The sequence below is a fragment of the Enterobacter cloacae complex sp. 309I3 genome (assembly GCF_050031595.1).
Taxonomy (GTDB): domain Bacteria; phylum Pseudomonadota; class Gammaproteobacteria; order Enterobacterales; family Enterobacteriaceae; genus Enterobacter; species Enterobacter cloacae.
In genome coordinates, this window is sequence record NZ_JBLGWI010000001.1 from 1,252,343 (window position 1) to 1,276,623 (window position 24,281).

The window sequence follows — 24,281 nt, forward strand, 5'->3', positions numbered from 1 at the left end:
TTCCCGGCTGGTTTATTACTGAGTTCTATTTAAGTAGGCGAAGTGTGAATATTTTTCATCTACTTAACAATTTCTTATCTTTATGATTTTCTCGCTCAGGATCACCATTTAATTGATGCCAGCGATAAAATGCTTCATTTGAATCCTAATGTTATAATTCTATTTCCGAGAGCTTCATAGTGGTATGCCACATGTTGACTACGCACCAAATATGAGGAGTAAAGGACATTGTTGAAAAAAATAGAGCGTTTTGGAGCGAAGCCGGCATCATTACCATTAGATGAACTGAAAAAGAGTTTAAATACATTACAAACATCAACAGGGCCAATTCCTGAAAGTTATCGTGCCTATTTACTTCATTTTGGCGTTTCTGTTCTTTTTGATGTAAATATTGTTTTCAAGGCGTTACAACCATCTCCATGGTCTGATGAGCAAGGAAACGATACGCTTGAGTCTTTGTACGGCCTTGCAGAATCGGGTAAAGAATATACTGTTTTTGAAATGGCTGATACATACCGGAATGATTTTCGCGATCAATGGTTACCGATAGGAGCCTCGTCTGGTGATAATCAAATCTGTCTTTGCCTCAAGGGAGGTATGTCGGGAGAGATTTGGTTTTGGGATCACGAGTCTGATCCAATATTCAATCATTCAGTAGTGACCTCCGGGCTGACGAAAATAGCAAACTCCTTCGATGAGTTTGTTGATATGCTTACTGCTCAGAATGATAAAATAGATGCATCAGGGGTAGTTAAAGTCGATCTTGATTTTTAATAAAAGTGTACTTGCGGTGATCCTGGCGAAGCCCATCTATTGCTGTAAGGTGGGTGTGGCTGGTGCAGCATATCACAGCAGCAACAGCCGCTTCGCTATACTGGAAATATATAATTTGTCTTTTAAAAAGAGCATTATTAAAAATATTTCTGTGGATGCCATTTTTGGCTGTTCATACGATACTAACTATATTAATGAATTTCAGGCTTTCGGTAAAAATCTGTCAGGAGTGAAACGATTCATGATAAGGACAACTGATGAGTATAATTAAAAATCTTGTTGCAACGTGTATTATCTGCGCTGAAGAAAATGATGTTCTCACCATTGGAATAGGGGATGACAGTCATGATCCAAAAAACTTTATCATTATCGGACGATTCGACGAAGATGAATTATCCGTTAACGAATGCATTGGTTTCCAGAGTGAGTCAACGGAATATGAGTTAACAGACTCTATTCGTTCTGTTCAGCTCATTGAAGACAAACTTGTGATCGTGCTTAATGAAGATGCCGTAAAAATGATTGGTATCAGGGAATATCATGTGGTCATTCCTGCAGCAAAAGACTCTAAATCGCTTGGAAAGTGTTTGTGGGAAGTGTTTGAAGGCAGTGACGTGCCTCTAGAATTATCATAGAAATTTTAGCCGCGACATGGCCAGCTTGGCTGCGTCACTTTTTTCTAAATATAAAAAAATCATCCTCATCAATTCCCCACAAATGCACTTACCGGCACGCCAAAACGCTTCGCCAGCGCGCGCATATGATCCAGCGTTAACGTGCGCTGTCCGTTAAGGATCCGACTCACCAGAGACTTCTTGCCTATCTCGTTCTCGAAATCGCTCTGAGTGAGATGGTACTGGTCCATCAGCGTTCGCAATAACGCAACGCCTGACGGAATGCTGGCAACACGCGCATTAAATTCTGCAAACTCCGGAGACTCGTTTTCGTATTTATCGATTTTCGCGGTGAGCATCTCTACCAGCGGGCTATCGGGGTCATGCTCAACCAGATACTCCACTAGCGCCATAGCATCCTCGTAATCTTGTCGCGACGGGCTTGAGCCCAGGAAAGGAAGCTCGTTGGTCAGATCGTTTGCCGCTTTGATTGCTGCTGCATAATTCATTCTTTCGTTCTCCGGTAGAGGTCCGTGATCTTGTCATAATCTGCATGAGTGCTGATGTGTTTGATGAAGATCTTTCCACGCTCAAAATCCGCAAAAAACATCACTCTTAAATGCCCGCCACCCACATCAATGACCCACCATTTTTCCCGGTATTTCATCCTGTCCAGACTGGGGAAGCGCTTTCGCATGTCTTCTGGTGACTGGTAGTGCTCCTTTTTTAGTACCCGGTAAAGATCGTCTAGGGCGAGTGCTTGATTAGGAAATTGTCTGGTGGCTGCGTCGAAAGGTGCTCTTGAGACTACGTGCATCCTTGCCCCTTGTTTCCATACTGGAAACATTATAGGTGATGGTTGATTGGTTGACAATGTGGAAACTACGATGAAATCGCAGATTCTACATTACCGTGACAATGGAACTCGTGTATTGAGTGCGAGAACTTTAAATGGTGGTGGCTAGAGATTAAAGTGTTAGGGGGAGCTCGGTTTGGGATATTTGTTTGATTTGCGTAACGTATTCAGAAATTGCTTGCTGAAAGAAAATGTGGTGGATGATAATTTTGCTACCAATACTTTATGTGCCTATATGAAAGAAGCGTCCGCTTTTTTTAAAAAGCCGTCGTTGCTAAAATCATTATGTCCTCTTCAACGGGGCAGGTGTGTCAGTGTTCAAGCTGGTTAATTAGTATTTGAAGTTTAATAACAGAGCTAAAAAAGTTGTTCGAATACCAATGGTGGAACTCTTTTACTAGAGCAAGGAATACTTACAGATGGCAATATATGTAGATAACTGTCCAAGGTGTGCTACCCAAAACATAACATTCGATGTCCATGGGGCTAATCATTTTGGTAATTATAAAGAGTTTGCAAAGCCAGATGTTCCCGCATATGAATTTTATTGCGTTTGCCGGGAATGTCACAAGACAACAGTTTTCCTCGGGGTTAGCTTAGACAAACATCAAGAGCTTCATAGGATAAATTGGGGTATGGCCATGTTCGGGCTAAAAGATGTAGCTAAGGTATTAAGACCAATTTCGCCAGCGGATCTGAGCGTCGGTGAACCACCTGATTTTTTACCGGCAGAAATTAATGGTGCTTATGAAGAAGGGGCTAAATGCCTTGCAATTGGTTGCTACAATGCGGCTGGAACAATGTTTAGGCTTTGTCTTGATTATGCAACAAAAGGACTAATCCCTGATGGCGATGGTGGTCCAGCAGCGAAAATAAAGAGAAGCTTGGGGCTGAGAATGGAGTGGTTATTTGATAACAAACGCCTTCCGGCAGCCCTCAGAGAACTAGCTGAGTGTGTCAAAGATGATGGGAATGATGGTGCTCATGAAGGGATTCTAGATAAGGCTGCAGCAGAAGATCTTGAGGAGTTCACATACTTATTCCTGGAACGGCTATACACAGAACCGCAGCGCCTTGCTGAAGCCAAGGCAAGGCGTGAAGAAAGAAGAAACAAAGAGGCCTGATTTTACTCAACATCAAACGGTAAGAATGAATAGCGTCTGTTTCAGTCGTCAGTTTTTTGGTCGCAAAAGCGTCAATTTCCGTTTTTCGCTCTTAACAGACATTCAACAAACAACATTGCATTTTGCGTAAGGCCGAAATCCTGCTTCTTACCCAGCAGAATTTCGGCCCCCATCACCCGCCTCAATGCGCCGAAATATACGGCTCCTTCACAAATTCCGCCAGCAGCCAGACCATATCATGCAGCAGTCCGGTCAGGTCTTTCGCCACGTTCGCAGGCAGCGTGCCGCCCATGACTGCCCGCGTGAGGGCCAGCGCATAATCCACCTGCAACGCCGTTTCCTGCCAGCAATCCGGCACGCAGGAAACGATCTTCTCCCCAGCGATGAGTCGTTCAACCAGATGCGGGGGAAGTTCCGTATCGCAACGATCCCGCAGACGCTTAAGCAGCGCCAGCAAGCGCTCGCAAAGTATGGAAAACGTCACGGGATCGTCAGTTTCAACTAGCACGCTCACACAGGCGGCGCAGGTGTCAGCCAGTTCGAAGAGATCTGCTGAATCGCCGGGCTGAAGATTGATGAGCTGATGAGCAGCGCTTTCTTCAGAGAGTGCATAAGAAAAGTTAGGTGTAGTAGCCATTTAGCATCCTCGTTGTGCAAAAAAGTGTCATGTCATGCTAACGGGTTCCTACGCCCGGTTGCGGATGTGCCGCAACGCAGGCACTTTACGGCGGCAAAAAAAGGAAAGGAAGGGATGCTCCTGAATTACATAAGGTTGCTTGCAGGTTTGCGAGGCGGCTTCCAGAAGGGCATTGCCAGATGCGGGTACGCCGTATCCGGCCTACAAAAACTACCAACCAAACCGGCCGCTACTCCTCGCTTATCATCGTCAAGAACCGCTTCACCGTCCGCGAGCGTTCAAAGCGCCGCCAGCACAGCGCGATATCGGTATAAAGCTCCGGTGAGCTCAGCGCGTGGTAGGTGACATTCGGCGGAGAGATGGCCGCCATCGATTTCGGCACCAGCGCGAATCCGCCGCCTGCAGAGACCATGCTCAGGGAGGACGAGAGCTGAGACGACTGCAGCGCGTGCTGTACGTCTATTCCGGCCCGTTCGCAACAGCTGTAAACCCGGTCGAACAGGCCGGGCGCGACCTCCTGCGGGAACAACACCACTGGCGTATCCCGGAGTTGCTCCAGCGCCAGATCGCCGCTTGTTGCGAGCGGATGGTCGCGATGCAGTGCCACCACCATCGGCTCCCGGTCGAGGATTTTTAACTCGAATGCCTTGCTGCTCTCACACGGCAGCCGCACGAAGGCGATATCCAGTTCCCCCTCCGCCAGCATCGCCGTCAGAGAAGACATATTGGCCTCCACCTGGTGTACCTGCACCGCCATGTTCTGTACCTGAAACTGACGAATGAGCGCGAAAATTTTGGGATGAAAAGCATCTGAACTGGTGATGCCAATCGACAGGTTGCCGTTCAGACCGCGCGCGATGCCGCGGGCTTTCTCCAGCGCGGCGTCGCTCAGCGCCAGGATCTTACAGGCATCCTCGTAGAAGGCTTCTCCCGCTTCGGTTAGCTCCACACCTCTCGTCAGACGCCTGAACAGCGGCGTGCCCACTTCCTCTTCGAGCCGTTTGATCTGCTGACTCAGAGGAGGCTGTGAAATACCCAGCGCTTTGGCCGCCCTGGTGAAGTGTCGCTCGCGTGCAACCGCGACAAAATACCGCAGATAACGAAGTTCCATATCAAAAACGTCTCAAACCAGCATGGATTCTATATTGGAACTCTCTGCTGAATCGGGTCAACATTTATTTAACCTTTATAAATAAAGTTGAAGAGGACGAGCATGATGATGCACTCATCTGCCTGCGACTGTGAGGCGAGCTTATGCGAGACCCTGCGCGGGTTCTCCGCTAAGCATCCTGACAGCGTGATCTATCAGACATCGCTAATGAGCGCCCTGCTAAGCGGCGTCTACGAGGGGGACACCACCATCGCCGATCTGCTGGCACACGGTGATTTTGGTCTGGGCACCTTCAACGAGCTGGACGGCGAAATGATTGCCTTCAGCAGCCAGGTGTACCAGCTGCGCGCCGACGGCAGTGCACGCGCCGCGAAGCCAGAGCAGAAAACGCCGTTCGCGGTGATGACCTGGTTCCAGCCGCAGTACCGCAAAACCTTTGATGCGCCGGTCAGCCGTCAGCAGATCCACGACGTGATCGACCAGCAAATCCCCTCGGATAACCTGTTCTGCGCGCTGCGCATCGACGGCAACTTCCGCCACGCCCACACCCGTACCGTACCGCGTCAGACGCCGCCATACCGCGCGATGACCGACGTGCTGGACGACCAGCCGGTGTTCCGCTTTAACCAGCGTGAAGGGGTGCTGGTTGGGTTCCGCACGCCGCAGCATATGCAGGGCATCAACGTGGCCGGCTATCACGAACATTTCATTACCGACGACCGTCAGGGCGGGGGACATCTGCTGGATTACCAGCTGGAGAGCGGCGTGCTCACCTTTGGCGAAATACACAAGCTAATGATTGACCTGCCCGCCGACAGCGCGTTTTTACAGGCCAACCTTCACCCCAGCAACCTTGATGCAGCGATCCGTTCCGTCGAAAACTAACAGGAGAACTACCGTGAACAGTGAGAAACAGTCACGTCAGTGGGCGCACGGCGCCGATATGGTTGTCGGCCAGCTGGAAGCGCAGGGCGTGAAGCAGGTGTTCGGGATCCCGGGGGCGAAAATCGACAAAGTCTTTGACTCCCTGCTGGATTCGTCCATCGAAATCATCCCGGTACGCCACGAGGCGAATGCGGCGTTCATGGCGGCGGCGGTAGGGCGTCTGACCGGCAAGGCAGGGGTGGCGCTGGTTACCTCCGGGCCGGGCTGTTCCAACCTGATCACCGGTATTGCCACCGCCAACAGCGAAGGCGACCCGGTGGTGGCGCTGGGCGGAGCGGTGAAGCGGGCGGATAAAGCCAAACTGGTGCACCAGAGCATGGACACGGTTGCCATGTTCAGCCCGGTCACCAAATACGCAGTGGAAGTCAGCTCTCCGGATGCGATTGCTGAGGTGGTATCGAACGCGTTTCGTGCCGCCGAGCACGGCAGGCCGGGGGGCGCGTTCGTCAGCCTGCCGCAGGATATTGTTGACCAGCCCGCCACGGGCGCGATTTTACCGGCCAGCGGCCCGGCGCTGATGGGCCCGGCTCCCGAATCGGCCATTAACGATGTGGCGAAGCTCATCGACAAAGCCAAAAACCCGGTGATCCTGCTGGGGCTGATGGCGAGCCAGCCTGCCAACAGCGCGGCGCTGCGTAAGCTGCTGGAGAAAAGCCGCATTCCGGTCACCAGTACCTATCAGGCCGCCGGGGCGGTGAACCAGGAGCACTTCACCCGCTTTGCCGGACGCGTCGGACTGTTCAATAACCAGGCGGGCGACAGGCTGCTGCATCTGGCGGATCTGATTATCTGCATCGGCTACAGCCCGGTGGAGTATGAGCCTTCCATGTGGAACAGCGGCGACGCCACGCTGGTGCACATTGATGTGCTGCCGGCCTATGAAGAACGCAATTATGTACCGGATCTGGAGCTGGTGGGGGATATCGCCGAAACGCTGAACCTGCTCGCTAACCGGATCGATCACAAGCTGGAGCTGAGCCAGCGTGCGTCAGAGATCCTGGTCGATCGCCAGCATCAGCGCGATCTGCTCGATCGCCGCGGTGCCTCGCTTAACCAGTTTGCCCTGCATCCGCTGCGTATCGTGCGGGCCATGCAGGACATCGTGAATAACGACGTGACCCTGACCGTCGACATGGGCAGCTTCCACATCTGGATCGCCCGCTACCTCTACAGCTTCCGGGCGCGTCAGGTGATGATCTCCAACGGTCAGCAGACCATGGGCGTTGCGCTGCCGTGGGCTATTGGCGCGTGGCTGGTCAACCCCGGGCGCAAAGTGGTCTCGGTGTCCGGCGACGGCGGCTTCCTGCAGTCAAGCATGGAGCTGGAAACCGCCGTGCGTCTTAACGCCAACGTGCTGCACATCATCTGGGTGGATAACGGCTACAACATGGTCGCCATTCAGGAAGAGAAAAAATACCAGCGCCTTTCCGGCGTGGAGTTCGGCCCGGTCGATTTCAAAGCCTATGCCGATGCCTTTGGCGCCAGGGGTTTTGCCGTGGAGAGCGCCGATGCCCTTGAACCGACGCTGCGTGCGGCGATGGATGTGAATGGCCCGGCCGTGGTAGCCATTCCCGTTGACTACAGCGATAACCCGCTGCTGATGGGCCAGCTCCATCTCAGCCAGATTTTGTGACTCACTATAAGGACAGAGAAATGCAAAAAGTTGCTCTCGTAACCGGCTCAGGCCAGGGGATTGGTAAAGCGATTGCGCTGCGCCTGGTGAAAGATGGCTTTGCCGTCGCTATCGCCGACTATAACGATGAGACGGCGCGAGCCGTTGCCGATGAAATCATCCGTAACGGCGGTAACGCCATCGCCGTGAAGGTGGATGTCTCTGACCGCGACCAGGTGTTTGCGGCAGTTGAGAAAGCCCGCACCGCGCTGGGCGGTTTCAACGTGATTGTGAATAATGCCGGGATTGCGCCGTCTACGCCCATCGAATCCATCACGCCGGAGATTGTCGACAAGGTCTACAACATCAACGTCAAAGGGGTGATCTGGGGTATGCAGGCCGCGATTGACGCGTTTCGCAAAGAGGGACACGGCGGCAAGATCATCAATGCCTGCTCCCAGGCGGGCCATACCGGTAACCCCGAACTGGCGGTATACAGCTCCAGTAAATTCGCGGTTCGTGGCTTAACCCAGACCGCAGCACGGGATCTCGCGCCGCTGGGGATCACCGTTAACGCCTACTGCCCGGGCATCGTGAAAACGCCAATGTGGGCGGAGATTGACCGCCAGGTGTCAGAGGCGGCAGGTAAACCGCTTGGCTATGGCACCGAAACCTTTGCCAAACGCATTACGCTTGGCCGCCTGTCCGAACCGGAAGATGTCGCCGCCTGCGTTTCGTATCTCGCCGGGCCAGATTCCGACTACATGACCGGCCAGTCTCTGTTAATCGATGGTGGGATGGTGTTCAACTAAAAACGTAATACTAATAAGCTCTGACATGAGTTTTCCCCTGCCCCCGTGCAGGGGCTTTTTTTTGTCTCCTCCGCCATTGTGCATTACACTGCGCGCTGCAAAACTTTAGTCATGACGATTTGACAGGCGGTAACAGCGATGAACGGTACAATCACAACGTGGTTTAAAGATAAAGGCTTTGGATTTATCAAAGATGAAAACGGTGACAACCGCTATTTTCATGTGATTAAGGTCGCCAACCCTGATCTGATCAAGAAAGATGCGGCGGTGACTTTTGAGCCAACCACCAATAACAAAGGCCTTTCCGCCTATGCGGTGAAGGTGATCCCGGAAAGTAAATACCTCTATATTGCAGGCGAGCGCGTGAAGCTCACCTCCATCAAATCCTTCGTGGTGTTTAGCGAAGAAGAGCCTGCGGATACGGGCATCGACAAAGAGAACGCGGTGCTGTCTGTCGGGCTGCTGATGAATAACATCAAACCGAAAACCGACAAAAAGCCGGGCGAAATGCGCACGGTGAAGAAGCTGGCGATCACCACTTTCCAGAACACCACGCTGATCTTTACCGAAGATGAAATCGATATCGACGCTACGGTTAAGCTGCTGAAGTAATCTGTTGCCGGGTGGCGTTTCATGCATTCTGACCCTCTTCCCTGAAGAGAAGAGGGTAAAATGGTTGCCTGTTCAGGCGATCCACATCATTCCCGCAGGGGTTATTTCTCGATCATCTGAACAATTTGGTCGCGGTTGATGGCATGTTCATTTCCGGCAACATCTTCATAGGTAATTAAACCGTTATCATCATCAACTTCTGGTTTTCCATGCGTAATAATCATCTCACCATTTTTCTTCTGTAAGACATAGTCACTTGAACATCCTGCAAGGGTAAGTGACAGAAATACCAGACTAAAAACTGCAACTAACTTCTTCATCTTCATACCTGATTTAAAAAAGCCACGACGGGCCGAAAGGCGTTACTGATAATCCAGTCATTAAAATTGAGTCATCAGTAACACTGCATAGATTATGAATATAAAAATGAGCGAGCCTATGACGGCGCGGCGTTCAAGTGGCGTGACAACTTTTTCCTGTTTGTCATGGGGTTTCGTTAACATTCTTTTCTCTCCGTTATCCAGCCAGCGTACCCGAGACGTTCACCGGCAGGTGATAGTGCCCGGCAATATTCAGGAAGCGATCGACATTGGCGGAATGGCAATTCCAGCCGTAATCCCTGCTGAGTAATTTATATTTCCCTGTCCCGAAGCGGTGGTAGGGCAATAACTCGACACCCAGAAAATTGCGCCGTCCGTGGGTCAGTGAAGCAATTAACGCCAGTAACTTCGCCGCCTGATCCGGTGCGTCATTAAATCCAGGGATCACCGGGATGCGGATAATGATCTGCTGATCTCCCTGTAATAACCGGGCAAGATTGCGCACAATCGTTTTATTGCTGACGCCGGTAAAACGTTTATGCAGCGTGTCGTCTGCACTTTTTAAATCGTACATAATCAGATTGCAGCCAGCGGACGCCTGATGAAGCGCATGCCAGGAGGCATAGCCAGCAGTTTCAAGGGTGATATGAATATCCTCGGTCTTCAGTCGATCAATAAGCGCCCGGGCAAAATTGGGCTGGGTAGCCACTTCGCCGCCGCTCAGCGTGACGCCGCCGCCGGACTGCCGGAACCAAATCTCGTCCGCCATCACCCGTTCAAAGACCGTCCCTGCGCTGACATGCTCACCAACTACACCGATCGCGGCGGTGGGGCAGTGTGCTTCGCACAGGCCACAGCCTGTACAGCTACGGTCGCGTTCCAGGGTGTGGATATTCTCCATCCGCCGATGAAGCCCTGTCGGGCACAACGCCGCGCATTTGCCGCAGTGCAGGCAGCGGTCAGCGTGGTAAAAGAGCTCCCTGCCGGGGGTTATTCCCTCCGGGTTGGCGCACCAGGCGCAGCGCATCTGGCAACCTTTGAAAAAGACAATACTGCGGATCCCCGGCCCATCATGTAACGAAAACCGCTGAATGTTGGAGATCCAGCCGGACACCTGATCAGAAGGATCGCTGAGTGGTTCTGCTGATAATCTCATCCTGGACCTCTTTACTTAATTCAACGAAGAACGCGCTGTATCCCGCTACCCGAATCATCAGGTTGCGATAGTCGGCGGGATTTTGCTGGGCCTTACGCAGCGTCTCATCATCCACGTAGCTGAACTGCAGCTGGGCATTTCCCAGAACGCTGGCGGTGCGCAGCAGGTGGATCAGGCTGTTCTGCCCCTCTGTCGTTTCCAGCATGCCGTACATCAGCTTGATGTTATGCACCATGCCAATGTCCATCTCTTCAACGTTAATCCGGCTGACGGAGTTGATAATGGCGGTAGGGCCGAGGTAATCCGTTTGCTGAGCCGGGCTTATCCCGTCCGCGAGCGGTTTACCTGCCAGACGCCCGGAGGGCAGTGCGCCGGTGATAAGCCCGAACGGCGTGTTATTGGAGATAGAGAGCGTGCCGAAGGCGAATGGCGCATACAGCATCCGGTACCGGCGGTGCTCCTGCTCAAGAAAACGCACCAGCTCCCGTGCGATCTCGTCCACGGCCAGAATGTCGTTACCGTACTTCGGTGCCCGCAGACAGGCGGTCTGGATCTCGTCGTAGCCGACAAAATTGTGGTCGAGTGCTTCTACGATCTCTGGCAACGTGAAGCGGGAGGTTTCATAGACCAGAGTTTTGATCGCCATCAGCGAGTTCACGCAGTCGGCGAGGCCGGTCCAAATCAGGCCCGGTCCGGCATTCAGGGAGGCGCCGCCCTGGGTGACATCTTTTGCCGTCGCCATACACCCGTCGATAAAGCATGACATCAGGGGCTTACGGGCATGCTCGGCGTGCAGTTTCTGTACAACCCGCGTGGCCTGTGCCGCGTTGCGAACGATGGCGGAGAGCTGGCTTCGCACCGCCTGTTCTACCTCTTCATACGTGGTAAATTGCGTCACATCACCGGTTGCCGGGCCGCACGGCTTTCCGGCACGATTGTGGCCGTTGCGCAGCGCCAGCTCGATGGCGGCCGTAAAGGTGGTGTAACCCACCGAGGTCCACTGGTACATTTTTCCTGACTTCTGCGGCTCGACGCAGCCCATCAGACAGTAGTCGCGGGCGTCTTCGTAGCTGAAGCCTTTATGTAGCATCATCCTGATATGCGCATCGTCAAAGTGGCAGGCCGGGAATCCCATCCCGCTGCGCACGACGTCGACCACTTTGCGCATAAACGGCTGGGGAGACTGGTTGTGGATACGTACCGCCAGCCCGGGCTGGTAGATTTTTAATTGTGCCGAGCAGTCCATGATCATCAGGGTCAGCGGGTTGGTGGCGTCGCCGCCTTCGCGTTTCTGCCCACCCACCACAAGATTGATAAAAGGCTGGTAACCCGCAAAATACATGGCCGTCGGTTCACTGCAGATCCACAGGGTTTCGGCCATTTTGATCATCCAGCAGCAGAGCAGCTCTTCTGCCTGCTGCCGGGTGAGCGTACCGTTGTTGAGATCGCGCGCCAGCAGCGGCCAGAGATATTGATCGACGCGGCCAAGAGAGATGCCGGTCTGGTTCTCCTCCAGCATAAAGAGAGAGTGAACGAACCAGATAGCCTGTAGCGCATCGTGAAAATGGCGCGGCGGATGTTCCGGTACGTGACGACAAATGTCGGCAAGCTGCAGCAGCTCGTCCCTGCGCAGAGGGTCATTTTCCGTTTCGGCAAGCTGCGCCAGGTAGCGCGAGTAGCGTTGTGCATAGGTCACTACACCGTCGCAGGTATGCAGCATGGCGGTGTAAAAATTAAAGGCGTCGCTATAGTCGGGCGTAGTCGCATCGAGTGCAGCCAGACGTGCCGATGCTTCGTCCCGAATCCCTTTTATGCCTTTGCCAAGCAGGAGCGTGTCGTAGCCCGGGCAGGAGTCGCCACCGCCGTTTTGGGTTTTGATGGTGACATCGCAGATCCCGTCGTCGTGGCACCACTCCCACAGCCCGAGCGTCGTGAGCCGGGTTTGCGCCATCTCGTCCAGCGAGCGACCTTCCCAGTAAGGAAACACCTCTTCCCGCAGCAAACGCCGTGTTTCATCATCAATCTGGTACGGGTCCTGCGCGCGATGGGGGAGGTTATCCAGCTCTCCGGCCACCCAGCGCCAGCTTATTTCAGGCGAGACTTCGCCGCCCCGTGCGCCCCCGGCCGGATGGCTGACGATCAGTTCATTATCGGCCACGTACAGGGGAGCCTTTTCACAGGCGCGGCGGAAGGCCAGCGCCCTTAACAGGGTGTTATCCATCCCGGGGTTTTCTTTATACACTTCGGTGACGCTGACGGCCCGGTGTGCAGAGACAAAAGGCTTTGCCTGCAGGTACTTATCACGAAGCTGTATCACTCGCAGGGAAAGATGTTCTGTGTTCATGCTGTCTCTCCTCAAATGGCGATGACGATCAGTCCTGCCACAATGCAGCAGATCCCAACTTTTTCGAGAATGCTGCTGCGCAACTGGTAAAACAGGCTGCTCATAAGCGTAATCATGACTATCCCCATACCTGACCAGAGGGCGTAGGCCGCCACGGGTGAAATGGCTCCCATAAGCATCGACAAGGCATAAAATGAAATGACGTAGCACACCAGACATTGAATGGTTAGCGGGATATTTTTAAAATTATCCGTTTTAGGTAGCAGAAGCGTGCCGATAACTTCCATCGTGACTGAAATAATCAGCCAAAACAGATAGGTTAATAGAGTAAACATAATTGTTCGCTGTGTTATTTATTTTGCTTAATCGCCAGGTTTAATATGATTATTCCACTGATGACCAGGCATAAACCCATCCATGCATTCTGCCCGAGCGTAAAATGAAAAATACGCGTCTGAATATAGCTAATGCTGAATATGCCGAACGCAGACCAAATTGCGTACGCCACGCCAATATGAATTCTGCGTAATGCGAGGGATAAAAAATAATAACTGATTCCGTAGCATATTATCGCAGCGGTTCCCACAGCAGGACGCTGAAAACTGTTTGAGAGCGATAATAATGTTGTGGCAATCACTTCAATGGATACCGCCGCAATCAGTGCGGTAACGCTTTTGGATAACGTCATTGAATTATTCTCACAAAATAAAATAATACGTAGGGATTACAATAAAACCGATGCTGTGTGTTCACCTCCCGGAAATGAATAATTTAAATATAAGAAATTAAACACACATCCGTGTGCTTACAGAATAAAGGTCCCTTCAATAATCAGACACGCTTCACCCGTCAGCGCGATACGCCCGTTATCCTTAATATGGCAAATCAGCTCTCCTTTACGGCATCCCCCTTGTTGGGCATGCAGCGTTTTCTTGCCCAGCTTTTCACTCCACAGCGGTGCCAGAAAGGTGTGCGCGGAGCCCGTCACCGGATCTTCGTCCACACCTACCTGAGGGCCAAACCAGCGAGAACGAAAATCATAGGTACGTGATGCAGCGGTAACGACCACGCCACGCGTGTTAAAAGTATTGAGGGCGGCAAAGTCAGGGTTAAGGGTGTCTAACTGCGCTTCGTCATCAATCACCACGATGAGATCGGCGGCTTGCCAGATTTCGCCTGTCCCTTCTTCCAGCCCCAGCGCGCTAAGCAACCCCTGCGGAGCCTCAATGAGAGAGGGGATGGACTGTGGAAAATCGAGCGTGAATTTGCCGCCGTTTGAGGTCACCGTCAGTTCACCGCTGCGCGAAAAGAAGCGAATGCTTTTGCCAGCACTTTCGTCACCTAGCAGAACGCTGGCCGCCGCGAGCGTTGCATGGCCGCAGAGATCCACTTCCACCGCAGGCGTAAACCAGCGGATCCTGAAACCGTCGTCCTGTTTAACCACGAACGCAGTCTCAGAAAGGTTATTTTCTGTGGCGATATGCTGGAGAACAGAGTCTTCTGGCCAGGCGTCCAGCAGGCAGACTGCTGCTGGGTTGCCGGTAAAGGGGCCGTCAGAGAAGGCGTCAACCTGGTAAAACGGGATGCGCCGGGGGCTGTTATTTTTCACCCATCACCTCAAGATCGTTATAGACCGTATAGCGGGTCACTCCCAGGGCCTGCGCCGCGTGCTGGACACCGCCTCGCATTTTGAAAATGCCTTTAGCATGCATTTCCGCAACAATTTTTAGCCGCTGTGCTTTCTGGACTTTTTTACCCGGGACCGAATGCTTATCAATAATTTCCTGGATTGACTGCTCGATGATACCTCCCAGGTTCATATCCTGCGGGTCCGTCTCTGCAAGCGGGCTGACCGCTATCGCGTCCAGGTACTTGCGCATTTGCTCATAAGGGGAGGTATCGACATTGATGCAAAAGGCCATTAACGGTACCCCTTCATCACTGTAATAAATGGTTGAGGCGCTGTTCAGGATCTTCCCGGATGCAGTGACGGTTTTATAATTTTTGACTGTAACCGGGGTGCTGTCCTGGCTGTTTTTCAGCAGCAGAGCAAAGCCTTTGTCCTTTTCAGGACCGGATAAGAGATTGTCACCCGCCTTTCTACCGCTCACATGCCCGTTGATAATTTTTACAACGGACTGTTCAGGTGTGGTCAGGTTATGTAACACAATCTCCTGGTTCGCCGACAACGTACCTGCCAGTGCTTCCATTGCCGCTTCCAGTGGCCCGGAAATCAGTTCAATATGTTTCGCGTAATCTGATTTCATTCGTGTTCCTCTCTATCCGGCATGGTCAGATGTTCTGTTTAATCGCTCGTTTTCATTTCCGTCCCTCGCCATTCCTGGCTGAGACGGCCTCTCCGTAGCGTCAAATTATACCTGTTATGTTTAAATATCAACAAAAAGTTGATGTTGGTGTTATGTGCGCGTAGATTTCAGGGCTCACCGTACGGTTAAAGAGACCGGAACAGCATAATTTTTAAGGAATACGATGAAGATCCTGAGCGTAATGGTGGCCGTAGTGCTGCTGACAGCATGCCAGCTGGTACGGCCTTTTGGCGAGGCTACGACCTATCAACCCTTCACTGTTTCTGCCCATCCCGGGCTGGATGGGCGCTATCACTGTATGCGAAGCGCACTCATTGCGGACGGCTACGACGTGGAGCTGATTTTCCCTGAGCGGGATACCCCCAACTTTTTTGATATTGCTAAAGGGGACAGGCTGATTGCCCAGATCGATATGTCTCATACAACGGGGGCAAACTTTATCGATATTACCCTCATCTCTGGTGCAAAACAGACCAATGAAGAACTTGCTCGGGTGTTAACACCCTGTGTTGGCGGGTGATTGTCGAAATAGTGGGACATGTGGGCGGTCCCCCTTCCCGTATCGTCCGCGTAACTGAGAAGTCATAATTCAACAAAAAGTTGATTATTACTCATTGTGTTTATAATATACCCCCACTGGCATCCGTTAAGGGGGGTATATGAACAGCGATCGTCAAAAGAACACCGGCTGGAGCAAATGGTCAGAGCGAGGCTTCGTTTATGCCGTCGTTCTGCTTTGCATCATCAACTACGTTTACCAGCTCTTTCGCATATTTTCTGCCTGAGGTTCGCCGCCTTATGCCAGACGGGTGAGAAAGAGGCATTTTCCCGCCTGACAAAAACAAATGAAGCATTAGTTAAGCTGTTATTACTTTTCGTAATCAGTATAAATCGCTAAAAAAAATAGTTTTTCAGACAAAAAACCTCACAAATTTAGTGGTAATTACAATTCAACATTATCATTTATAAACTGTGGAATTATAAATTGGAGTGGTTTTTTGCTTCATTTTTCTTTCTGTTTTTGGTGTGTTTGACTGCTTTTTTGCATTTTATGTGGTTAAAGGGGTTGGTTTTTTCACTGATTGACACATTTATCGTTACTAAACACAATATAACCTCACAGTGACAGTGGTATTAATCCTGAAGCCAGTTTTAGGGAGGTATTCGTATAAAAAAGAATAGGGATCTTGTCGCCTGTCAGGCAGCGTGTAGCGGTTATATTGTGGAATTTAATAATGGCTCCCGTCTCTGGATAAACCGGGAAACATTGCTTGTCGGATGGATTGATAATTCGCAGGCTCCCCGAAAAGGAGGGATGCGTTTTCAGAAGACAAAGATGAATCTTTTTGCCTATCTTCTGGAGCACGCAGTCCGAAAAGAGATCAGCCGCGATGAATTATTACATCAGGTATGGGAAAAGTACGGCCTTAAGTCATCCAGCAGGCAATTATGGCATGCAATAGGCCAGCTGAAACTCAGCCTGTTTACATTGGGTATCCCTTACGAATTTATTTCGTCAAATAAAGGGAAGACCTATTCGCTCGAAAAAGTGAAGGTCTTCTTTATTACCCAGGCTGAGATTAATGATGAAGCATTTTAAGAATGCATAAGCAACTTAACTTTTTTTAAATGAGATTGTAAGGATGTCTAATCAATTTAAGATATTTCTGGCGGTATGCACTTATGCCATCACCAGCACTCTGGTTTATGCCGCGAGTTCGGGGACGATCACCTTTACCGGTTCGGTAAACAGTGAGACCTGTGCGGCGGTGGTAAATAATGGTAGTGCTGATGGCACGGTATCTTTACCCGCCGTACCGACCTCAGCATTAAGTGCAGCAGGAGCGACAGCGGGGGCAACCGCGTTCACCATTAATTTGACCGGTTGTGACCCTGCAAATACTAAAACCCGCGCTTTTTTTGAAGCGGGGGGACAGGTTAACAGCGCCGGGCGCTTAAACAACTCGGATACCGCCGGAGCAACAAACGTCGAGCTGGAATTGCTTGATGTGGATGACAACAGCTCCGTCATTATGGCGGGTGACTATGCTTCACAGTCCACGTCCGGAACCACGATTGATGCGTCGTCCAGTACCGGCACGCTGAATTATGCCGTCCGTTATTATGCGACCGGGGCGGCGACATCCGGGGCAGTAGCCAGCTCTGTGACGTACAGTATTATTTATCTCTGATTTAATCGCACAGTACGGATATAACAATAATTAAACAAGGAGTGTGATCTTCTTGAGGTCTGTCGTCGGCCTGAGGAATCAGGCCGTTTTTTACCAGAATGGAACAATATGAAATTAAAATTTATCGGTACGCTTATTTTATTCTGTTTTTTTAATCATATCGCTGCGGCAGCGATCTCTCTTTCCGGAACGCGCGTTATCTATCCGCAGGGAAAAAAAGAGATAGCGCTGGAAATTAAAAATCATGGCTCACAGCCGGTGCTGACCCAAAACTGGATAGATGACGGAAACAGTGAGGCATCACCCGACAAACTGAATACGCCTTTTGTAATTACGCCGCCTATCGCCAGAATTAATCCGGAACAGGGGCAGTCATTGCGTATATCTGCTGTGGAAAATACGCTACCCCGGGACCGGGAATCGGTTTTCTGGATCAATGTACTGGAAATTCCGGCGGTCAATAAAACGGCGGTAAATAAACTGCAAATGGCTTTCCGGACACGCATTAAATTATTTTATCGCCCTGAAGGCCTCGCCGGAACACCTGAAAAAGCCGCGCAGCAGCTCAGCTGGCGAAAAGTATCTACCACGCAGCTGGAAGCAATCAATAACACGCCCTGGAGCGTTTCTCTGGCAGGGGTGGCATCCGGTAACTGGAAGACGGTGGGGGATGTCGTGCCTGCCTGGGGCAAAAAAACGTTCACGATAAAACGCGGACATGCTCTCGCCTCCGGCGGAGATATCACCTGGACATATATCAATGATTATGGTGCTGAGCGTTCCGCAAATGGTCTCCTGAAAAATTAATTCACAGGACTCGGATGTTATGAAGAAGGGATTATCGGTATGGCCACCGCTTTCAGGCGTGGCTTGCGGGGTGATTTCTGCGCTGTTTTTCTCTTCCGGCGTTCAGGCTGACGATGACATACAGTTTGACAGTAATTTTTTGCGCATCTCACATCCGGAAAAAGTCGACCTGTCGGCGTATATGAAAAACGGACTGCCGGCGGGCCGGTACCGGGCGGATATTTACCTGAATAATAAGCTGGTCATGATCGATGATATTCGCATTAGCGGAAAAGAGACTGACTCGCAGAGAATTCTGTTGTCGCCAGCGACCATCGCAGGATTACAGTTAAAACAGAACAGACTGTGTGTAAATAACGACGGGCAATGGTGCGATCTGCAGGCTGTCCTGCCAGAAAGTCATCTGGAATTTAACGGCGGCAGACAGCGGCTTGATGTCAGTATTCCCCAGGCCCTGCTGCAGCATGCCGCGCGCGGCCAGGTAAGCCCGGCGCTCTGGGATGCCGGGATCCCCGCGCTATTACTTGGGTATAACGTGAATGGCTACCGTAGCGAGAATAGCGGCGGAGAATATAACAACCTCTATGCGGCGCTGAACGGTGGGCTGAATATCGGCTCCTGGTATTTTCGCCATAACGGGACGTTAAGCTGGCAGCAGCAGAATGGCACGCAGCAGAAAAAATATACCGTGCTTAACAGCTACGTGCAGCATCCACTGGCGGGTATTGAGGGAAACCTGACGTTAGGGGAATCGAACACCTCCGGGCAGCTATTTGACTCTGTGGCGTTTACGGGGGCATCGGTCGCCAGCGATGACCGGATGCTGCCCGCCTCCCGGCGGGGGTACGCGCCGGAGATCCGTGGCGTGGCGCAAACCAACGCGAAAGTGATGGTTCATCAGAACGGTAAACTCATTTACGAGACGTCTGTTTCGCCCGGGGCCTTTGTTATCAACGATCTGTATCCGAGCGGTTATGGCGGCGATCTGAACGTCACGGTACGTGAGGCGGACGGCTCACAACATTTTTTTGACGTTCCCTATGCATCGGTTGCGCAGCTGCTGCGCCCGGGAACACACCGTTACAGCGCGACGGCGGGCAGGCTGAGGGGGGATTATCTCAGTGAACGTTCGGCATTTGGTGAAGTGACCTATCAGCGGGGGCTGACGAACCGCCTGACCGGCTCAGGAGGGATACAGGCGACGTCATTTTATCAGGCCATGCAGGCCGGCTTTGCGGTGGGAACGCCTGTCGGCGCGGTGTCATTCGATACCACCTGGTCGCAAACCCGGCTAAGAGAACAGACGCTGCGGGGAGAAAGCATCCGGCTGAGTTACAGCAAATTTATTCCGGCGAGCCAGACGCAGTTTTCACTGGCTACCTGGCGATACTCGACGGGAAATTATCTTTCTCTGATGGATGCCGCCCTTTTACATCAGCAGCGGCCTGGTGAGGGAACAGACGGACGGACAGGTAAAACCCGCAATCGTATGACGCTGACCCTCAACCAGGGGTTACCCGATAAATGGGGACAGCTGTATGTGACGGGTATCCTGCAGGATTACTGGGGCCGAAAAGGCTACGACCAGCAGTATCAGGCGGGCTACACCCTGACCACGGGCAGGGTGAACTGGAATCTGGGGGTTAACCGCAGCCGCACGGCCGGGGGTGATTTTCAGAATATCTGGACACTGAGTTTCAACATGCCGCTGGGAGGGATCTCCTCGCCGCTGCTTACCGGGCAGATGTCGCGTGACGGTAAGGGACATTTCAGCGAGCAGGTTGCGCTTTCCGGCAGTGCAGGTGAACGACAGCAATTTAGCTGGAATGCCGGGGCATCGCATCAGCATCAGTCGGGAGATTCCGGGCAAATTGGCGGCACGTGGACCGGGCCGGTTTCCACCCTCACGGCAAACTATGCCCAGGGTCAGGCGTGGAAGAGTGGCTCTCTGGGAATGAGCGGTACCGCAGTCGCGCATTCCGGTGGCGTGACTTTCTCTCCCTGGACCGGCAACACCTTCGCGCTGGTTGAGGCGAAAGGTGCTGAAGGGGCTGAAATACCGGGCTACGCCGGAACGCGCGTTAACCGTGCTGGTTATGCGCTGGTGCCAAATCTGATGCCCTATCAGAAAAATAGCGTGTCGATAGATCCCACCTCGGTAGAGGATGACCTGGATCTCGACAGCACCAGCCAGCAGGTGATCCCGTACGCGGGTGCCGTGGTGAAAGTGAAATATCGTGCCGCTGAAGGCGTGCCGGTACTGGTGACGGTACGTCGGAGCAACGGAGAAGGTGTGCCTTTCTCGGCTCGTGCCATCGATGCCAGTCATCAGACAGTGGGATATGTCGGGCAGGGGGGGCGCCTGTATGCCCGTCTGGCGCAGCAAAGCGGAGTACTGGAACTTCGCTGGGCAGATGACACAGCGTCCCGCTGCAAAATGAAGTATTCGCTCCCGTCCACGGCGGGAAAAAAATTGCTGACCTTCGACGCAATCTGTAATTTATACGACGTAACAACGTCAGGACGCTAATGAAAGTTTTAGTTTGTGTATTTACTGATAATGAATTTTTCTTTTCAGCCATGGTGGAATTGATCGCCTCGCATCCGCTATTAGCGAAAAAATATACGCTGTGTAAAATCCGTTCAGATGAGACAGGTGCGTGGATGCGGACAGCCAATAATGAACATATGATTATTGCAGGGCCGGACATGGAATCGCTGGTCAGAATTTTTTGCCTGGAAAAACAATGGGATTATTTGACCGCGCGTTACAATGCCCGCGAAATGCAGGAGTTTCTGTCCCGGAGAATAAACCGACAGCATGAAGCAAAAAAACACCTTGTACGAACAAGAACACACTTAAAACTTTCAACGCAGGAGTTACGCGTACTGTCCTGGTTTATTCTTGGGATATCGCCGCATAACATGTCCAGACACTATGGTTTATCAATTAAAACGATCAGCACCTATAAGCGGCGCCTGATGGATAAACTGTATATTAAATCTGATGCCGAGCTGTTTAAGGTTGGCTTGATGTATCAAACATACCGTAACCATTTTGGCTGATTGATGAGGGTTGAATGAACATTTCTGTAAAGGCAGGGGTATTCGTATTTCTGTTTCTGATGATAATTTCAAAAGCGGTAATAGCTGCAGACTGTAGGTTTTACATTGGTAACGTGAATGATATAGCAATCGATGTTGGCGATATTCAGGCGCCGATAGATTCTCAGACTGGAACCGTACTTTACCGTAAAGTCTACCAGTATGATTCTATTGCGTCTCATCAGGGGATTATGTGTAGCGATACTGCCACGGATGCGGTCAGTTTCGTCCTGACAACCACAATGAGTAACGCATTGAGCTCAGTTACTAATACCTATAATACTAATATTGATGGTATTGGTATTAGACTTTCGCTTTATGATTCTAAGGGCTATGCGCAGTTTCCGGCGAACGAAACGAATCTTCCTTTTACCACCAATATTTTCATTAACGGCTGTGCTACCGCATGCAATAATAACTTTGGTACTGGCTATATGAAGTTTGTGCTTGAACTAATCAAAACGGCCCAAACTACCTCTGCGGGTAGTTTATCTTATTCGGTGTCAAACCTGATAACCGCAGGGAATCTTACAATGGCAAATATAATTGTATCAGCCAATATCAAAGAAAGTACCTGTAACGTAGACGCGGCCACACCTGATATCGTCCAACTGAGTCCGGTTACAGTCAGTGCGCTTCCTTCTATTGGCAGCACTGTCGGAGCAACAGCTTTTTCAGTCAAACTGAATTGTCAGGGTAGTCCTAAGGTAAGTATTACCTTGACTGATAAAAACCAGATTACCTCCTCAGAAGAGGGAGTGTTAAATATTGATGCCGATAGTACGAGCTCAGGTGTGGGGGTCCAGTTATTGTTCAATAACAACCCTGTAAAACTGGGCGAGGCGCTGGATGTGGGTGTTGCCGATAATTCTGCTTTTGAAATCCCTTTTGTTGCTCAGATTATTAGAACCGATACAGCCATTAGCCCCGGGAGTTTTACTGCTGGTTTTTACTATAACATTTCCTATTTATGACTATTGATAAAATCTAACTTTGTGGAATTTAACTATACACTGCATTTAGTATGTCATTAACAGGCAGCCTGACCATAACCTTACCACCCAGAATTACACCGTGAATTATGGAAAATTCTGTGGTGGCAGGGAACGTAACGGGAAAAGTGGTGTATACGCTCAATTATCTTTAGCGTGATATTTGCTGTCAGCGAATGTAATTCCACTCTGATAAAACATTCCCCTTTTTACATAAAATAATAACATTAGCGCCCAAAAAGCCTCTGCTAAAAGAGGCTCAGGCAATCTTTTCTCACTGTTATGGCGTTAAGCGTGTTTTGCCGTGAGGGCAGGTTTTGAAAATGCATCGTGTTGTTGAAGCGCAATACGGGGTTTCAGGCTCTCTGTCGCCCGGGCAGCTGGACATGTTGTGCATGACTCGCCAGAGTGTCGGACTGTATTTATCAATTTGTATAATGTTTACGGCACGTAATTTTTCGGAAATAATAAAACCGTTGTTGTTAACCGTAATTTTATCACCCGGTTTGATAAGATAATCACCTTTATACCACAGCAAATATTTATGATTATGTTGCGTGATTATTTTGGTAAAGAAGGTGCCTGTGATGGGACTGACAATAGTGCCTAATGAAATCCATAATTTTGTTATTTCCACTCATCTACCTTTTTAACAAATAAAATACTCTATAAATACAGTTTAGCCACCTCAGTAGAGAGTACATAATAGTTATTGCCTATTCATAAGATTAACGCTGATAAGCATCTGATAAATCTGCTGTCAAATATACGACAATACTTTACATTGATAAAACATTACGTTGAATATTTAACAGAAGTAATAATATGTTTTTGCTGCGGCGGTAATAAATGATTAAATATTAAACGACAGTCCGGATTTAATGTTCCTCCCACAAAGATAACACCTCCTCAACGTTTCTTACGCCATCGCGAAAATAATTAACATGGCGTTTTTCGATAAAAAAGACTTCAAGGGATAAGAGGAGAAACAGCAACACCACAAAAATAACGAGAAAATTTTTGATCATAATTTGTACCGTATGACGTAAAACCAGGCGGGATAGCGCTTTTCAATGACCTGATGAATTTGAAAACAGGTTTATCACTACCACGCCCGCAATGATCAGCCCCATCCCTGCCAGGGCGGCCATATCCAGTTTTTGGCCATAAACAACCCATCCCACCAGACTAATCAGGACAATTCCGGCTCCTGACCATATCGCATAGATAATGCCCGTCGGTATGGTTCGCATGGGAATGGTTAACGACCAAAACGCAAGAAGGTAGAAAAGAACCGTAACGGTGGCAGGCCATAGCCGGGTAAAGCTGTCGGATAATTTTAATGCTGTTGTTGCAATAACTTCACAAATAATTGATATAAAAAGAAAAAGGTAGCTATTCATATAAAGGCCTGTCACAACATACTTCTGTATCACCCAAATCGGGTGGAAAAATAGTATCAACATTTAGTTGTAAATTAAACTTGGTGTTTAATTTTGTGTGAGCCAGCGCACCTTCTCAGGCCAGCTTAAAAACAGAAAATTTTCTGGTGATCGGCGCTATCGCTTCCGTATCCCCGTAGAGCGCAATGGCGACGAATTCCAGTGCTTCAAGCGTGGTTTCTTTCGTTGCCTGAATCTGGGCTTCAGAGGAGGGGCCAAGCATCGTCGTCGTAAAGAAATTAAACGGGATCCCCGCTTCCTGACATTTCAGTGCCGCGGTTTTTAACTGATTGCTGTTTTTGGCCTGCAGGATCACGACCGGGTAATGGCTAAGATAAGCGTTCAGCCCGCTTTCAGCGTTTGGGTAGTCATGGAAGAGGACATCATCCGCCTTGCGCATGATCCCGGCGGCCAGGTGGGCCGTGGCATTCAGCAGCAACGCCGGATCCTGCGTGCGGTTAACAACGACATAGAGTTTTTTTTGATTGTCTTCAAACAT

At 50.5% G+C, this 24,281-nt stretch carries 30 protein-coding genes; 16 read left to right on the top strand and 14 right to left on the bottom strand.

Going from position 1 to position 24,281, the window contains the following annotated elements:
- Positions 1–231 precede the first annotated feature (231 nt).
- Genes ACQG22_RS05810 through ACQG22_RS05820 form a run of 3 tightly spaced genes read left to right on the top strand, consistent with a single transcriptional unit; the run spans position 232 to position 1,409 of the window.
- Entirely contained in the window at positions 232–774 is a 543-nt protein-coding gene (locus ACQG22_RS05810; protein ID WP_369706347.1) for an SMI1/KNR4 family protein, read from the top strand.
- Positions 775–829: 55 nt separating this feature from the next.
- Complete coding sequence (locus ACQG22_RS05815) at positions 830–1,045, top strand: hypothetical protein (RefSeq protein ID WP_130626539.1); 216 nt, start codon at positions 830–832, stop codon at positions 1,043–1,045.
- Positions 1,032–1,409 (top strand): hypothetical protein, encoded by a 378-nt coding sequence (locus ACQG22_RS05820; RefSeq protein WP_369706348.1) that lies wholly within the window; start codon positions 1,032–1,034, stop codon positions 1,407–1,409. Before ACQG22_RS05815 ends, ACQG22_RS05820 begins: the two co-directional genes overlap by 14 nt.
- 68 nt (positions 1,410–1,477) lie before the next feature.
- Here the strand turns inward: ACQG22_RS05820 and ACQG22_RS05825 are convergent, their stop codons facing one another.
- Both ACQG22_RS05825 and ACQG22_RS05830 read right to left on the bottom strand, forming a co-directional pair.
- Positions 1,478–1,897: a helix-turn-helix domain-containing protein gene (locus tag ACQG22_RS05825; protein WP_369706349.1), complete on the bottom strand. Its 420-nt coding sequence runs from the start codon at positions 1,895–1,897 to the stop codon at positions 1,478–1,480.
- Complete coding sequence (locus ACQG22_RS05830; protein WP_369706350.1) at positions 1,894–2,205, bottom strand: type II toxin-antitoxin system HigB family toxin; 312 nt, start codon at positions 2,203–2,205, stop codon at positions 1,894–1,896. Before ACQG22_RS05830 ends, ACQG22_RS05825 begins: the two co-directional genes overlap by 4 nt.
- Before the next feature lie 458 nt (positions 2,206–2,663).
- On the opposite strand from ACQG22_RS05830, the gene ACQG22_RS05835 reads away from it, so the two are divergent.
- Positions 2,664–3,368 carry a DUF4145 domain-containing protein gene (locus ACQG22_RS05835; protein WP_369706351.1) on the top strand — a complete coding sequence of 235 codons (705 nt, stop codon included), beginning with the start codon at positions 2,664–2,666 and terminating at the stop codon, positions 3,366–3,368.
- Positions 3,369–3,549: 181 nt separating this feature from the next.
- On the opposite strand, the gene ACQG22_RS05840 is transcribed toward ACQG22_RS05835, so the two are convergent.
- Both ACQG22_RS05840 and ACQG22_RS05845 read right to left on the bottom strand, forming a co-directional pair.
- Complete coding sequence (locus ACQG22_RS05840; protein WP_369706352.1) at positions 3,550–4,005, bottom strand: hypothetical protein; 456 nt, start codon at positions 4,003–4,005, stop codon at positions 3,550–3,552.
- Between the two features lie 229 nt (positions 4,006–4,234).
- Complete coding sequence (locus ACQG22_RS05845; protein ID WP_020684590.1) at positions 4,235–5,116, bottom strand: LysR family transcriptional regulator; 882 nt, start codon at positions 5,114–5,116, stop codon at positions 4,235–4,237.
- A 105-nt stretch (positions 5,117–5,221) separates the two neighbouring features.
- Here ACQG22_RS05845 and budA point away from each other — a divergent pair, with 105 nt between their 5' ends.
- The 4 genes from budA (at position 5,222) to ACQG22_RS05865 (ending at position 9,097) form a co-directional block, all read left to right on the top strand.
- Positions 5,222–6,001, top strand: a complete 780-nt coding sequence (budA, locus tag ACQG22_RS05850) for an acetolactate decarboxylase (protein WP_014831009.1) — start codon at positions 5,222–5,224, stop codon at positions 5,999–6,001.
- Entirely contained in the window at positions 5,973–7,694 is a 1,722-nt protein-coding gene (gene alsS / locus ACQG22_RS05855) for an acetolactate synthase AlsS (RefSeq protein WP_176601416.1), read from the top strand. The genes budA and alsS overlap by 29 nt, the downstream gene beginning before the upstream one ends.
- Before the next feature lie 20 nt (positions 7,695–7,714).
- Positions 7,715–8,485 (top strand): (S)-acetoin forming diacetyl reductase, encoded by a 771-nt coding sequence (locus ACQG22_RS05860; protein ID WP_013097651.1) that lies wholly within the window; start codon positions 7,715–7,717, stop codon positions 8,483–8,485.
- Between the two features lie 138 nt (positions 8,486–8,623).
- Positions 8,624–9,097, top strand: a complete 474-nt coding sequence (locus ACQG22_RS05865) for a cold-shock protein (RefSeq protein WP_013097650.1) — start codon at positions 8,624–8,626, stop codon at positions 9,095–9,097.
- Between the two features lie 101 nt (positions 9,098–9,198).
- On the opposite strand, the gene ACQG22_RS05870 is transcribed toward ACQG22_RS05865, so the two are convergent.
- The 7 genes from ACQG22_RS05870 to ACQG22_RS05900 all read right to left on the bottom strand — a co-directional run bounded on the left by ACQG22_RS05870 (position 9,199) and on the right by ACQG22_RS05900 (position 15,184).
- Positions 9,199–9,417 carry a YgdI/YgdR family lipoprotein gene (locus ACQG22_RS05870; RefSeq protein ID WP_029883734.1) on the bottom strand — a complete coding sequence of 73 codons (219 nt, stop codon included), beginning with the start codon at positions 9,415–9,417 and terminating at the stop codon, positions 9,199–9,201.
- 196 nt (positions 9,418–9,613) lie between these two features.
- Positions 9,614–10,573, bottom strand: coding sequence for a glycyl-radical enzyme activating protein (locus tag ACQG22_RS05875; protein ID WP_248091050.1), 960 nt, complete (start codon positions 10,571–10,573; stop codon positions 9,614–9,616).
- On the bottom strand, positions 10,536–12,917 hold the full coding sequence (gene cutC, locus ACQG22_RS05880; protein WP_108453291.1) for a choline trimethylamine-lyase: 2,382 nt from the start codon (positions 12,915–12,917) through the stop codon (positions 10,536–10,538). Before cutC ends, ACQG22_RS05875 begins: the two co-directional genes overlap by 38 nt.
- Positions 12,918–12,928: 11 nt before the next feature.
- Complete coding sequence (locus ACQG22_RS05885; protein ID WP_058651695.1) at positions 12,929–13,252, bottom strand: DMT family transporter; 324 nt, start codon at positions 13,250–13,252, stop codon at positions 12,929–12,931.
- A 14-nt stretch (positions 13,253–13,266) separates the two neighbouring features.
- Entirely contained in the window at positions 13,267–13,605 is a 339-nt protein-coding gene (locus tag ACQG22_RS05890; protein WP_029883738.1) for a DMT family transporter, read from the bottom strand.
- A 117-nt stretch (positions 13,606–13,722) separates the two neighbouring features.
- The gene (locus ACQG22_RS05895) at positions 13,723–14,526 is read right to left on the bottom strand and encodes a PhzF family phenazine biosynthesis protein (RefSeq protein ID WP_369706353.1); all 804 of its coding nucleotides are present in this window, start codon (positions 14,524–14,526) and stop codon (positions 13,723–13,725) included.
- Complete coding sequence (locus tag ACQG22_RS05900) at positions 14,516–15,184, bottom strand: helix-turn-helix transcriptional regulator (RefSeq protein ID WP_029883740.1); 669 nt, start codon at positions 15,182–15,184, stop codon at positions 14,516–14,518. Before ACQG22_RS05900 ends, ACQG22_RS05895 begins: the two co-directional genes overlap by 11 nt.
- 223 nt (positions 15,185–15,407) lie before the next feature.
- Between ACQG22_RS05900 and ACQG22_RS05905 the strand changes: the two genes are divergently transcribed.
- The 8 genes from ACQG22_RS05905 to ACQG22_RS05940 all read left to right on the top strand — a co-directional run bounded on the left by ACQG22_RS05905 (position 15,408) and on the right by ACQG22_RS05940 (position 22,322).
- Positions 15,408–15,764 carry a hypothetical protein gene (locus ACQG22_RS05905; RefSeq protein WP_246931587.1) on the top strand — a complete coding sequence of 119 codons (357 nt, stop codon included), beginning with the start codon at positions 15,408–15,410 and terminating at the stop codon, positions 15,762–15,764.
- Between the two features lie 139 nt (positions 15,765–15,903).
- Positions 15,904–16,029 (top strand): hypothetical protein, encoded by a 126-nt coding sequence (locus tag ACQG22_RS05910; protein WP_255250417.1) that lies wholly within the window; start codon positions 15,904–15,906, stop codon positions 16,027–16,029.
- 437 nt (positions 16,030–16,466) lie between these two features.
- Positions 16,467–16,844, top strand: a complete 378-nt coding sequence (locus ACQG22_RS05915; protein ID WP_130626529.1) for a hypothetical protein — start codon at positions 16,467–16,469, stop codon at positions 16,842–16,844.
- Positions 16,845–16,887: 43 nt separating this feature from the next.
- Positions 16,888–17,436: a fimbrial protein gene (locus tag ACQG22_RS05920; protein WP_246931586.1), complete on the top strand. Its 549-nt coding sequence runs from the start codon at positions 16,888–16,890 to the stop codon at positions 17,434–17,436.
- A gap of 108 nt (positions 17,437–17,544) precedes the next feature.
- Complete coding sequence (locus ACQG22_RS05925) at positions 17,545–18,243, top strand: fimbrial biogenesis chaperone (protein WP_246931585.1); 699 nt, start codon at positions 17,545–17,547, stop codon at positions 18,241–18,243.
- 19 nt (positions 18,244–18,262) lie between these two features.
- Complete coding sequence (locus tag ACQG22_RS05930; RefSeq protein WP_369706354.1) at positions 18,263–20,773, top strand: fimbria/pilus outer membrane usher protein; 2,511 nt, start codon at positions 18,263–18,265, stop codon at positions 20,771–20,773.
- Positions 20,773–21,309 carry a helix-turn-helix transcriptional regulator gene (locus ACQG22_RS05935; protein WP_058651700.1) on the top strand — a complete coding sequence of 179 codons (537 nt, stop codon included), beginning with the start codon at positions 20,773–20,775 and terminating at the stop codon, positions 21,307–21,309. The genes ACQG22_RS05930 and ACQG22_RS05935 overlap by 1 nt, the downstream gene beginning before the upstream one ends.
- 14 nt (positions 21,310–21,323) lie before the next feature.
- Positions 21,324–22,322, top strand: coding sequence for a fimbrial protein (locus tag ACQG22_RS05940; protein WP_369706355.1), 999 nt, complete (start codon positions 21,324–21,326; stop codon positions 22,320–22,322).
- 298 nt (positions 22,323–22,620) lie between these two features.
- Here the strand turns inward: ACQG22_RS05940 and ACQG22_RS05945 are convergent, their stop codons facing one another.
- The 3 genes from ACQG22_RS05945 to ACQG22_RS05955 all read right to left on the bottom strand — a co-directional run bounded on the left by ACQG22_RS05945 (position 22,621) and on the right by ACQG22_RS05955 (position 24,281).
- Complete coding sequence (locus ACQG22_RS05945) at positions 22,621–22,977, bottom strand: hypothetical protein (protein ID WP_130626524.1); 357 nt, start codon at positions 22,975–22,977, stop codon at positions 22,621–22,623.
- Between the two features lie 433 nt (positions 22,978–23,410).
- Positions 23,411–23,743, bottom strand: a complete 333-nt coding sequence (locus tag ACQG22_RS05950; RefSeq protein WP_146257225.1) for an SMR family transporter — start codon at positions 23,741–23,743, stop codon at positions 23,411–23,413.
- Positions 23,744–23,858: 115 nt separating this feature from the next.
- On the bottom strand, positions 23,859–24,281 hold the full coding sequence (locus tag ACQG22_RS05955) for a DUF2000 domain-containing protein (protein ID WP_353798200.1): 423 nt from the start codon (positions 24,279–24,281) through the stop codon (positions 23,859–23,861).